This window comes from Amycolatopsis sp. NPDC057786, assembly GCF_042797905.1.
In the GTDB taxonomy this organism is placed as follows: domain Bacteria; phylum Actinomycetota; class Actinomycetes; order Mycobacteriales; family Pseudonocardiaceae; genus Amycolatopsis.
On record NZ_JBHVKW010000166.1, the window covers coordinates 1 to 11,153 of the forward strand.

The following is an 11,153-nucleotide window of genomic DNA, read 5'->3' on the forward strand; positions in this document are numbered from 1 at the left end:
CCCCCTTCCTTGCGCCAGGCGCAAGGAAGGGGGCCTTCATGTACTTGGGACGCGGTGTCGGGTTCGGCGAGGGAGGCCGTTGCGAAAGTGGCTTTCGCAACCGCTCCCGCGCGGCCCGAGTTCGCGGCGGGAGCGGGCCCCAAGTGGCGAAAGCGGCACTGCGGTGAGGCTGCCGGTAGCGCGCAACCACCGCATGCAGAGGACTAAATGCGGGGAGTTACCGGAGCACTGGGTCCTTTCGAGTGAAAGAACCGCCGGAAGAGTGTACTTGCGGGTGCTGACAGCGAGCTTTCGGTATCGGTTGTATCAAGGGGTAAGACCCGCACGGCGGCGACCGGTACCACACCTGCCGAGGCAGCCGGACGGGGTTCTCAAGGAGGGGGTCCTTGCCATGTCCGTCGATCTGACCATGCCCTTGGAATGGAAGACCGCGACCGGCGACGCCGCGAAGATGCTCGACGAACTACAGCCGAACATCCTCAAAGCACACGCTCGCGACCATTTTTCCGCACTGTTCCTCCGTTTTTCGGAGGCCGAGGACGCGATGAAGTTCCTCGCGTCGCTCGTCCCGCTGATGAAGTCCGCGAAAACCCACCTGACCGAGGTCGAGCGCTTCAAGGCCGAAGGGCTGAAGGGGTCGCCCTACGTCGGCACCGGGCTGACCGCGGCGGGCTACCGGTTCCTGAAAATCGAGGTACCGCAAGACGAATCGTTCCGGCTCGGCATGCGTGCGCAGGAGACCCGCGAAAAGCTGAACGACCCGCCGCGCTCCACGTTCGACGGTGGATACCACGACGAGATCCACGCGGTCGTCATCATCGGCGACGCCGAGGACGCTCCGATGACCGCGCGCCGGAACGAGGTTCTGGCACTGATTCCGTCGACGGTTTCCGTCGTCGCCGAGGAAACCGGATTCGGGCGGGTGAACGCCAACGGAGACGGGATCGAACATTTCGGCTACGTCGACGGCCGGAGCCAGCCGCTTTTCCTGGTCGAGGACATCCACGCGGAAAAGACGGAAACGGACGGCATCAGCGTCTGGGATCCGGCCGCTCCGCTGAACCAGGTACTCGTCCCGGATCACGCCGCCCCCGATCCAGGTGTCCATTTCGGCAGCTACTTCGTTTTCCGCAAATTGGAACAGAATGTACGGCGATTCAAGCAGTCCGAGGAGGCTTTGGCGGATCAATTGGGCCTCGTCGGCGAAGACCGGGAACGGGCGGGCGCGATGATCGTCGGCCGGTTCGAAGACGGCACCCCGCTGACCGCGCAACGGGAAGAGGGTGCGGAAAGCCCGGTACCGAACAACTTCGACTACGGAAGTGACGCCACCGGCGCCAAATGCCCGTTCCAGGCCCATATCCGGAAGACGAACCCGCGCGGCAGCGGAGGCGCGGAACAGCCGCCGCAGGAACGCCTGCACCTGATGGCGCGGCGGGGCGTGCCCTACGGCGAACGAGCCGACGACCCGAACGCCGACCTGCCGCCGTCGGCCCGGCCAAGCGGCGGCGTCGGACTGCTGTTCATGGCGTTCAATTCGGCGCTGGGCAACCAGTTCGAGTTCACCCAGGCGACCTGGTCGAACAACCCCGGGTTCCCGATCCCGCCCGTCGGGGTCAAGCCGCCGGGCCTCGACCCGGTCATCGGCCAGGGCCCTCGGCCGGAATCCGTCTACACCGCGGAATGGGCGGGCGACCGCACGGTGACCGCGGATCCGATCCCGCAGTCGGTGACACTGAAGGGCGGCGACTACTTCTTCATGCCGTCGCTCGCCTTCCTGCGCGGGCTCGGCGGAAAGGGCTGATCGGACGGCGAATATCCGCTGAACGTCACCGGAACGGGCGTAAATCCGATATCGATCCGGAGTCGGCGGAGATAGCCTGCGAAACGGGCCGGTCCTGGGCGTGCCGGCCACCGGCGGACGCCGGTCACACTGGGGGTGGCCGGCGCCCGCCCATATCCCTTTCTTCCCGGCGTCCCAAACCCGCCCCATTCGCGACGCGTAGTACTTTGTCCGGTGCGGTAAGCGACATCGGGCTTCGGGGAGGGAGCTGGGGATGAATCGGCATGAACGACTCACGGCTTTATTGGACATGGTGGGAGAGCGCGAAAAAGTCGACGTCGAGGTTTCGGCGGGCGAACTCGGTGTCTCCCCCGCGACGATCCGCCGGGACCTCGATCACCTGGCGGGCCGCAATCTCGTGGTCCGCACCCGCGGCGGCGCCGTGGCGAGCAACGTCGCCTACGACCTTCCGTTGCGGCACAAGGCGGCACGCAACGCGCCCGAACAGCAACGGATTTCCGCCGCCGCTGCCAGAATGGTCGACCCCGGCATGGTGGTCGGCCTCAACGGCGGCACCACGAGCACCGAAGTGGGCCGCGCGCTCGCGACCCGGCCGGATATGGGCGAGCCGACCGGCGGTCCGTCGCTCACCGTGGTGACGAACGCGCTCAACATCGCCCACGAACTCGCCGTCCGGCCCAATATCAAGATCGTGGTGACCGGCGGGGTCGCGCGGCAGCAGTCATTCGACCTGTCCGGGCCGCTGTCGCACCTGTTCCTCGACCAGATCTCGCTCGACCTGGTGTTCCTCGGGGTGGACGCCTTCGACCCGGTGCACGGCGCGCAGGCGCATCACGAGGGCGACGCGAGCACGAACCGGCTGATGGCGGCCCGTGCCCGGCAGGTCGTCGTGCTCGCCGACAGCGGGAAGCTCGGCGGTCACGCCTTCGCGAAGATCTGCGCGACCACCGACGTCGACGTTCTCGTCACCGATGGCCGCGCGGATCCGGAGCGGGTGCACGCCTTCGAGGAGGAAGGCGTGCGGGTGGTCAAGGCTTGAGCCGGTCCAGTGCCAGCAGGGCCGCGCCGAGCCTGCCGGCCTCGTCGCCGAGCCGCGCGATCCGCAGTTCGGGCATCCGCTGGAACTGCAGGTTCGCCGCCAGCCACGCCCGTACGGGTTCGAGGACGTAGTCGCCCGCGGTGAACAGGCCGCCGCCGAGGACGACGACTTCGGGCGCCAACAGCGTGACCAGGGTCTTGATGCCGTGTCCGAGCCCTTCGAGCGCGTCGTTGACCACGGAGATCGCGGCCTCGTCGCCGTGCCGGGCGGCGTCGACCACCTGCTCGGCGCCGTCCGCGGGCCGTCCGGTGTGCTCGCTGTAGCGGCGGGCGATGGCCGACGCGGAGGAGATCGCCTCGAGGCATCCCGTCGCGCCGCACCCGCACGGCAGCCGGTGACCGACGTCGATATGCCCGATTTCGCCGCCTTGGCCACCCGCGGCGTACAGCTTCCCGTCGAGCTGGAGCGCGGCCGCGATCCCTGTGCCGACCGGGATGAAGGCCGCGTCGGTGCAGCCCTTGCCCGCGCCGACGCGGAACTCCGCGAGCCCGCCGGCGCGGACGTCGTGCCCGAACGCGAACGGCAGCCCCAGCCTGCGGTCGAGCATCTCGCCGAACGGCACGTCCCGGAAGTCGAGGTTCGCCGAGAACCTGGCCACTCGTCCGACTTCGTCGACGATGCCGGGGATGACCACGCCGACGGCGTCCGGTGTCCCGGTCCCGGCCTGCTTGCCCAGCGTTTCCACGATCCGCGCGACCTGGTCCGCGAGCGCCTCGCCGTCCGCCCCGCGCGCCGTCGGCTCGCGCAGGCTGGCGAGGTCTTTCAGGTCCGCGTCGTACAGGGCCGCCTTGATGGACGTTCCGCCGACATCGAGTGCCGCCACCGCAGGTGTCATGGCTGGATTTTGGCATGCGCGGGTCCGATCGGGTTCGGTCACATTGACCGGACGCTTCGTGGCGACCTACGCTCGACCGGCCAGACGACGGCACCCGGAACGCGGTGAGAATCCGCGCGGTCGCGCCACTGTGACCCCGAGTCATCGGGGAAGCCAGACCCGGAGCCGTCGTGACACCCCTGAAGAGGCCGCGCTAGCCCGAGGAGGTCCCACCGCCATGTCCGAAGCGGTAACCGCAGTACCCGTCCCCGTCCGGATCCCCGTCCGCGAGATCCTGCCTTGGGCGGTGCTCGTCATCCTCCTTTCGCTGATCACGCTCTACTTCGTCAGCGCCGAGCAGGGCGCGGTGTCGGTGTTCGCGAACTCGTACGTCCACGAGTTCGTCCACGACGGCCGGCATCTGCTGGCCTTCCCGTGCCACTAGGCGGCACGCGCCCCATGATGAGGACCTTGCTGGTCCGCGGCATGCTCGCGGGCCTGGTCGCCGGTGTCCTGGCGACCCTTTTCGCGTATTTCTTCGGTGAGCCTTCGGTCGATGCCGCCATCGGTCTCGAAGGCGCCGCCGCGCATTCGCACAGTGCTCCGGGTGCCCACGAACACGCTCCCGCCGAGGCCGAGGAAGAGCTCGTCACGCGTGGCGTGCAGAGCACCGTGGGCCTGCTGACCGGCGTCGGGCTGTACGGGGTCGCCGTCGGCGGGCTGTTCTCGCTCGCGTTCGCCTTCGTCTACGGGCGCCTCGGCACCTTGCGGCCGCGGGTGACGGCGGCTCTGCTCGCCGGCGGCGCCTTCGTGGTCGTGTTCCTGGTGCCGTTCCTGAAGTACCCGGGGAATCCGCCCGCGGTCGGCCAGGCGGGCACGATCGGGAGCAGGACTTCGCTGTACTTCGGGTTCGTCGCGCTTTCGCTGCTGGTCGGCATCCTCGCGGCGGCGTTCGGCCGGAAGCTGGCCGACAAGCTCGGCGCCTGGCGCGGCGGCCTGATCGCCGCGGGCGGGTACGTCGTGCTGATCGGGGTGGCGGCGGCGCTGCTGCCGACGATCGACGAGGTCCCCGACGGGTTCCCGGGTTCCACGCTGTGGACGTTCAGGCTGGCTTCGGTCGGCACGCAGGTGGTGCTCTGGACCGCGCTGGGCCTGGCCTTCGGGGCGTTCGCCGAGAAGGCGTTGAAGCACAAGGCGGCAGTTCAGGCCGCTTAGTGAGGGCGGAGCGTCCACATGGGACCCTTGATGGCAACCTTATGTCCGATTGATGTCGATATGCACCGTTTCGGTGGGTCGCGAGTGGCAATAAGGGTTATCGCGAGGCAAGGGCAAAGGTGGCGTCGGTACTCGCGATCGGACCGTGTCTTCGCCCTCGCGTGATCACTCGACGTGGTTGATGGGGTGTGAGTGTTACCGCGGGTGAGGGGTGTGTGGAAATTGAGACGTTCAACGTCCCTATTTCCACACACCCTCGCATCTGCGGCGGTCTGGCCGTCGTGACCGGACCGGTCACGCGGAGACCGTGTGGATTTCTGGTCATCCAACGCCCCAAAATCCACACAGTGCCCGTCCTGAGGTTGGACGGTCCACAAGGCCGCAGACCGGCACCACGAACACGCCACGTTCGCTTACCCCTCGCTAGCATTCAGAGGGCTGAATGCGTCAGGGGACGCCGGGCGGCACGAAAGGCAGGTCGCCGGGAGAGCCCTCTTCGATGAGGCGCAGCAGGGCCTCGGTGTCGACGTGTTCCTCGACGGCGTCGGCGAGCCGGTCCAGCATGGCTTCCCGCAACGCGCCGAATCCCGGTGCCCCGGCGGCGGGTGACCAGTCCGCCACCTCGCCCAGCCAGGCGCGGCGGAAACCGTCGTTCTCGAAGGCTCCGTGCCACATCGTGCCCCATACCGCGCCCCGCCGGTATCCGTCCAAAAAGGACTCGGCGGGGCCGGTGGCGGTCACGGTGCCGTGGTGGATCTCGTACGCCTCCACCGGTTGCCCACGCCACGAGCCCGAAGGCCGGGCCAGCACCTTGTCGGCGCCGAACGAGACACGCGTCGGCAGCAGGCCGAGTCCGGGGACCGTGCCCGCGCCGGATTCGACGTCGTCCTCGATCTCGGTGGCCAGCATCTGGTAACCGCCGCAGATGCCCAGTACCGGACGCCCTGCCTCGGCCCGGGCGCGGACGGCGTCCGCCAGGCCGCGCGCACGCAGCCACGCCAGGTCGTCCACGGTCGCGCGGGAACCCGGCAGGATCACCACGTCGGCGGAAAGGACGGTGTCGGCGTCGGCGGTCAGCGCGACCGAGACCCCGGGCTCGGCGGCGAGCGCGTCGACGTCGGTCGCGTTGGAGGCACGCGGAAACCGCACGACGGCGACCCGGAGAGACCCGCCCGAAGCGCCCCAGCCCGCGGCGGCGAGCGCGTCCTCCGAGTCGATCCACACCTGGTCGAGCCAGGGCAGCACGCCGAAGACCTCGCGGCCGGTGAGCTTCTCCAGCGTCTCCAGTCCCGGCCGCAGCAGGCCGACGTCACCGCGGAACTTGTTGACCAGCCAGCCGGCAACCAGCGCCTGGTCTTCGGCGGACAGCAGGGCGAGCGTCCCGAACATCGCGGCCATGACGCCGCCGCGGTCGATGTCGCCGACGACGATCACCGGCAGGCCGAAGCGCCGCGCCAGCCCCATGTTGACGTAGTCGCCTTCGCGGAGGTTGATCTCGGCCGGGCTGCCCGCGCCCTCGCACAGCACGACGTCGAAGCGTCGTCGCAACGACGAAAACGTGTCGAAGGCGATCTCCGCGAGCCCGGCCCGGCCCGTGGCGTACTCCCCCGCTTCCAGCGTGCCGAACGGTTTCCCGAGCGCGACGACGTGGCTGCGGCGATCGCTCCCTGGTTTCAGCAGCACCGGGTTCATCGCGGCTTCGGGTTCGACGCGGGCCGCCCGCGCCTGAAGCCATTGCGCGCGGCCGATCTCGGCGCCGTCCGCGCACACCATCGAATTGTTCGACATGTTCTGGGACTTGAACGGCGCGACCCGCACGCCCCGGCGCGCGAGCCAGCGGCACAACGCGGCGGTGACCAGGCTCTTGCCCGCGTCCGACGTCGTCCCCGCGACGAGCAGGCCGCTCACCGCGCGACCGCCACCGCGACGGCGAGCGCGGCGAGACCGACCGCCCTCGACAGCCGGACCGCGCGGCGCACGTCCACCGGTTCCGGCTCGCGGCCGTCACCGAGGACGCCGCGGCGTTCGGTGCGTCCGCCGTAGCTGTTCGTCCCGCCAAGCCTGATCCCGAGCGCGCCGGCGAAGGCGGCCTCGACCTGGCCCGCGTTGGGGCTCGGATGGTGTTTCCCGTCGCGGCGCCAGATCCGGAACGCGGGTTTGGCGAAACCGCCCGCCAGCGGCGCCGACGCCACGGTGAGCGCCGCGCCGACCCGGGACGGCACCAGATTCACCAGGTCGTCCGTCCTCGCCGACGCCCAGCCGAAGTTGGCGTACTTCGGGGACCGGTAGCCCACCATCGCGTCGAGCGTGTTGAGCGCGCGGTAACCGAGCAGGCCGGGGATTCCGGCGACCGCGCCCCACAGCAGCGGCGCGATGACGGCGTCCGACGTGTTCTCGGCGAGGGACTCGGTGGTCGCCCGCGCGAGTTGTTCGGTGTCGAGACCGGTGGCGTCGCGGGCGCACAGATGCGAGAGCCGCTGCCGCGCGGCGGGCAGGTCGCCGTCGTCGAGCAACCGGGCCATGCGGGTGCCCTCGTCCGCGAGCCCCTTGCCGCCGAGGACCACCCAAGTGGACGCCGCGGTGAGCGCGAACCGCGCGAACGGACGCTTCCGGGTCCAAAACTGGGCCGCGACCCCCAATCCGGTGACGGTGCCCGCGCAGACGGCGGTGTACGCCGCGCCCCGTACCTTCGAATCGGCGTAAACCCGCTGTTCGAGGGCTTGCGCGGCGCGGCCGAAACCCGCGACCGGGTGCCTTCTGCGTGGATCTCCGAACACGGCGTCGGCGACGTAACCGGTCACGAGTCCGGCTGCGGTGGCGGCTTGTCGGAGTGGCACGTGGCGAACCGTAGCGCGTGCACGAGAATGCGGGGTATGACCAAGCTGACGCATCGCCTCGCGAAGGTCCTGGAGACCCTCGCGCGGGCACTTCGCCGCTATTCGCGCGACGACGGCAAGGTGCTGATACTGGGCGGCGTCCGCTCTGGGAAGTCACACCACGCCGAGCGGCTCGCGTCCCGTCACCCGCACCTGACCTACGTCGCGCCCGGGCTGCCGCCGAGCGCCGAAGACCCCGAGTGGGCCGCCCGGGTGGCCGCACATCGCGCACGGCGGCCGGGCCACTGGAAGACGGTGGAGACCACCGACCTGGCCACGGTGCTGCGCACGGCGACGCATCCGCTGCTCATCGACTGTCTCGGCACGTGGATCAGCCGGGTGCTCGACGAGGTCGGCGCCTGGGAGCAGCGCAAGGGCTGGGAACGGCGCCTCGACGACCGGCTGGAGGATTTCCTGGCGGCGTGGGAGCAGGCCGACGTGCCGGTGATCGCGGTCAGCAACGAGGTCGGCAGCGGTGTGGTGCCCGCGACGGTGTCCGGACGCGTGTTCCGTGATGTGCTGGGCGCGCTGAACAACCGGGTGTCCGCCGTGTCCGACCGGACCGTGCTGGTCGTCGCCGGACGGATGCTGGACCTGCCTTAGGAGCTGCCATGCGTATCGCCACCCCGGACGCCGCCGCCGAAGCCGCGGCGCGCACGAGACTGGACGGTCTGGTCAAACCGCTGGGTTCGCTCGGACGGCTCGAAGACCTGGCCGCCTGGCTCAGCGCGGCGCACGGCGTCGTCCCGCCGCGGCCGCTCGACGACGTCCGCGTGGTGGTCTTCGCCGGAGACCACGGGGTTTCCGGGATGTCGGCGTATCCGCGCGAGGTCACCGCGGCGATGGTGCGGGTGTTCCTCGCCGGGAAGAGCGGTGTCGGTGTGCTGGCCGAGCTGGCCGGGGCGACGGTGCGGGTCTGCGACATCGCGGTGGACTGGGACGGCGCGGACGTGCCCGCCGAGGTCACCGCGCACAAGGTCCGGCGGGGTTCCGGTTCGATCGACGTCGAGGACGCGCTCGCCGAGGGCGAGGCGCGGACGGCGTTCGAGCACGGGCTGGCGATCGCGGACGAGGAGATCGACGGCGGCGCGGATCTGCTCATTCCCGGCGACATGGGGATCGGCAACACGACGGTCTGCGCGGCCGTGGTCGCCTCGCTGCTCGGCCTTTTCCCGGAGGACGTCGTCGGTACGGGCACCGGGATCGACGAGGACACGCGGGCGCGGAAGCTCGCGGTCGTCGAGGCCGCGTTGGTCAGGTCCGGTGCGGTGAAAGACCCCTTCACGTTGCTGACCGCGCTCGGCAGCGCTTGTCTCGCCGCGACGGCGGGTTTTCTCGTGCAGGCCGCGGTGCGCGGGGTTCCGGTACTGCTCGACGGCGTCTTCTCCGGGGCCGCGGCGCTCGTCGCCCGCGAGATCGCGCCGGGTGCCGAACAGTGGTGGCTGGCCGGACATCGGTCGACCGAGCCGTCGCAGGCGTTCGCGTTGAAGGCGCTCGGACTGGAGCCGATCCTCGACCTGGGGCTGCGGCTCGGCGAGGGCAGCGGTGCCGTGCAGGCGGTGCCGACGCTGAGGGCGGCGCGGGCGATCCTCGCGGACATGGGCCTGCTGGCGGATCTGGCTTGATCGCCGACGCGTTGAAGATGGCCGTCGGCACCCTGACCACCGTCCGGGTGCCGGCGCCGGGGGTGATCGACCGGCGGGTGGCGGGCGGCGCGATGGTGCTCGCCCCGCCGGCCGTCGTGCCGCTCGCGGCCGTCGCCTCGCTGATCGTCTTCCTGGGTGAGTCGATCGGCCTGCCCGCGTTCGCGTCGGCGGCGCTCGCGTTGGGCGCGGTGGCGCTGGGCAGCCGCGGCCTCCATCTGGACGGGCTCGCCGACACGGCCGACGGGCTCGGCGCTTCGTACGACCGCGCGCGGGCGCTGGAGGTCATGCGGCGCGGGGATTCCGGGCCGACCGGGATCGCGACCCTGGTGCTGGTGCTGCTGGTGCAGGTCGGCGCGCTGGCCGGGGCGATCTCGGCCGGACACGGGATCGCGGCGGTCGCGACGGCGGTCATCGCCGGACGCGGGGTGCTCTCGCTGTGCTGCGCGCGCGGCGTTCCCTCGGCCCGGCCGGAAGGGCTGGGCGCGACCGTCGCCGGTTCAGTGCCGGTGTGGACGGCGGCGGTGGTGTTCGCCGTGCTCGCGGGCGCGGCGGCGCTGGCACTCCCGTGGTGGCAAGGGCTCGCCGCCGTGACGCTGGGGTACCTGGCCGCGGCGGCGTTGCTGGCGCGGTGCGTTCAACGGCTGGGCGGGGTCACCGGGGACGTGCTCGGAGGTTGCGTCGAGGTCGCCGTCGCGGGGATCTTGCTGGCTTCGTCCTTCTGAGCCGCTGCGCGTAACTCGCGTGATCAGAGGGCGTACATTCGAGTGCTGCGTCCAGTCACGTGAGTTACGACTTCGCCTTCGCCGGGCGTGTTCGGTCCGCGACGGTATCCGGCGCCAGTTTCTCGTCGATCTCCGGCAGCCAGAAGCACAGTTCGAGGGTCTTCATCCCGGCCCAGAGGCCGAGTTTGCGACCCTGTGAAACCAAAATGAGCGACGCGGACAGCAGCAGCACCGCGAGCCCGGCCGCGATCCACGGATGCTTCCCCGCGAAGATCTCGACGATCGCGGCGACCGCGCCGAACAGCAGCGGCGGCGCGCAGTTGCGCACCATGAGCCCGGACGCGCGCAGCCGCGTGACGTCGGCCGCGACCTCCTTGTCGTGCAGTTGCAGCGCACACAGCAGGAGATGCGTGTTCTCCTTCAGGAACGCGCGATCCTTCGCCGCGGGCATCCGGCGGAGAAACTCCTCGGCGGCGTTCCTGCTTCGCCTCCGCGGCACGATCCGCTCCATCGCCTCACCGAGCGGATAGGCCAAATAGCCCAGCAGGAAGCTCAGCACCACGATCACGACGACCAGCACCACGGTGGGGACGCCACCGATGCTCGCCGCGGTCAGGATGTGGAGTTTCGCCCCGAGGTAGCCGAAGAGCGCGACGTACAGCGCGCCGGGGATGGTGTAGGCGAAGAGATCGAAGACGCCGATCACGAAGTTCACCGGTCCATCCAACCAGCTCGTGAGCGTTCTTGGGTCGTTCTAGCGATCCCGGGCCCGGTCCGTGAAGGCCTGAGGTCGGGGAGCCAGTGTCGCGAAAGCCACTTTCGGGACACCAGACGTCTCGAAAGCGGCTTTCGCCACATGATCGCCAGGACGGTGCCGAGCCGGGCCACGGCCGACGTTGCGAAAGCCACTTTCGCAACGTTGAAGGTTGCGAAAGTGGCTTTCGCAACACGCGGACCCCCCCCCCCCCGGTGCGGCA

At 70.0% G+C, this 11,153-nt stretch carries 11 protein-coding genes; 7 read left to right on the plus strand and 4 right to left on the minus strand.

What is annotated here, in order from left to right; genetic code table 11:
* The first annotated feature begins 391 nt into the window (after nt 1-391).
* Entirely contained in the window at nt 392-1,804 is a 1,413-nt protein-coding gene (locus ACFVM3_RS40755; RefSeq protein ID WP_378445128.1) for a Dyp-type peroxidase, read from the plus strand.
* 253 nt (nt 1,805-2,057) lie between these two features.
* Nucleotides 2,058-2,843: a DeoR/GlpR family DNA-binding transcription regulator gene (locus ACFVM3_RS40760; RefSeq protein WP_034312927.1), complete on the plus strand. Its 786-nt coding sequence runs from the start codon at nt 2,058-2,060 to the stop codon at nt 2,841-2,843.
* Here ACFVM3_RS40760 and ACFVM3_RS40765 read toward each other — a convergent pair.
* Nucleotides 2,833-3,726, minus strand: coding sequence for an ROK family protein (locus ACFVM3_RS40765; protein ID WP_378445137.1), 894 nt, complete (start codon nt 3,724-3,726; stop codon nt 2,833-2,835). The genes ACFVM3_RS40760 and ACFVM3_RS40765 overlap by 11 nt on opposite strands.
* Nucleotides 3,727-3,955: 229 nt before the next feature.
* Between ACFVM3_RS40765 and ACFVM3_RS40770 the strand changes: the two genes are divergently transcribed.
* Nucleotides 3,956-4,162 carry a CbtB-domain containing protein gene (locus ACFVM3_RS40770; protein ID WP_378445129.1) on the plus strand — a complete coding sequence of 69 codons (207 nt, stop codon included), beginning with the start codon at nt 3,956-3,958 and terminating at the stop codon, nt 4,160-4,162.
* A 14-nt stretch (nt 4,163-4,176) separates the two neighbouring features.
* Nucleotides 4,177-4,932, plus strand: a complete 756-nt coding sequence (locus tag ACFVM3_RS40775; RefSeq protein ID WP_378445130.1) for a CbtA family protein — start codon at nt 4,177-4,179, stop codon at nt 4,930-4,932.
* A 447-nt stretch (nt 4,933-5,379) separates the two neighbouring features.
* On the opposite strand, the gene ACFVM3_RS40780 is transcribed toward ACFVM3_RS40775, so the two are convergent.
* Both ACFVM3_RS40780 and ACFVM3_RS40785 read right to left on the minus strand, forming a co-directional pair.
* Entirely contained in the window at nt 5,380-6,840 is a 1,461-nt protein-coding gene (locus tag ACFVM3_RS40780; protein WP_378445131.1) for a cobyric acid synthase, read from the minus strand.
* The gene (locus ACFVM3_RS40785) at nt 6,837-7,769 is read right to left on the minus strand and encodes a cobalamin biosynthesis protein (RefSeq protein ID WP_378445132.1); all 933 of its coding nucleotides are present in this window, start codon (nt 7,767-7,769) and stop codon (nt 6,837-6,839) included. Before ACFVM3_RS40785 ends, ACFVM3_RS40780 begins: the two co-directional genes overlap by 4 nt.
* 36 nt (nt 7,770-7,805) lie before the next feature.
* Here ACFVM3_RS40785 and ACFVM3_RS40790 point away from each other — a divergent pair, with 36 nt between their 5' ends.
* Genes ACFVM3_RS40790 through ACFVM3_RS40800 form a run of 3 tightly spaced genes read left to right on the plus strand, consistent with a single transcriptional unit; the run spans nt 7,806 to nt 10,176 of the window.
* On the plus strand, nt 7,806-8,411 hold the full coding sequence (locus tag ACFVM3_RS40790) for a bifunctional adenosylcobinamide kinase/adenosylcobinamide-phosphate guanylyltransferase (RefSeq protein ID WP_378445133.1): 606 nt from the start codon (nt 7,806-7,808) through the stop codon (nt 8,409-8,411).
* An 8-nt stretch (nt 8,412-8,419) separates the two neighbouring features.
* Nucleotides 8,420-9,433, plus strand: coding sequence for a nicotinate-nucleotide--dimethylbenzimidazole phosphoribosyltransferase (gene cobT / locus ACFVM3_RS40795; protein WP_378445134.1), 1,014 nt, complete (start codon nt 8,420-8,422; stop codon nt 9,431-9,433).
* Nucleotides 9,430-10,176 (plus strand): adenosylcobinamide-GDP ribazoletransferase, encoded by a 747-nt coding sequence (locus tag ACFVM3_RS40800; RefSeq protein ID WP_378445135.1) that lies wholly within the window; start codon nt 9,430-9,432, stop codon nt 10,174-10,176. The genes cobT and ACFVM3_RS40800 overlap by 4 nt, the downstream gene beginning before the upstream one ends.
* A gap of 64 nt (nt 10,177-10,240) precedes the next feature.
* Here ACFVM3_RS40800 and ACFVM3_RS40805 read toward each other — a convergent pair whose 3' ends face one another.
* Nucleotides 10,241-10,891, minus strand: a complete 651-nt coding sequence (locus ACFVM3_RS40805) for a hypothetical protein (protein ID WP_378445136.1) — start codon at nt 10,889-10,891, stop codon at nt 10,241-10,243.
* Nucleotides 10,892-11,153 lie beyond the last annotated feature (262 nt).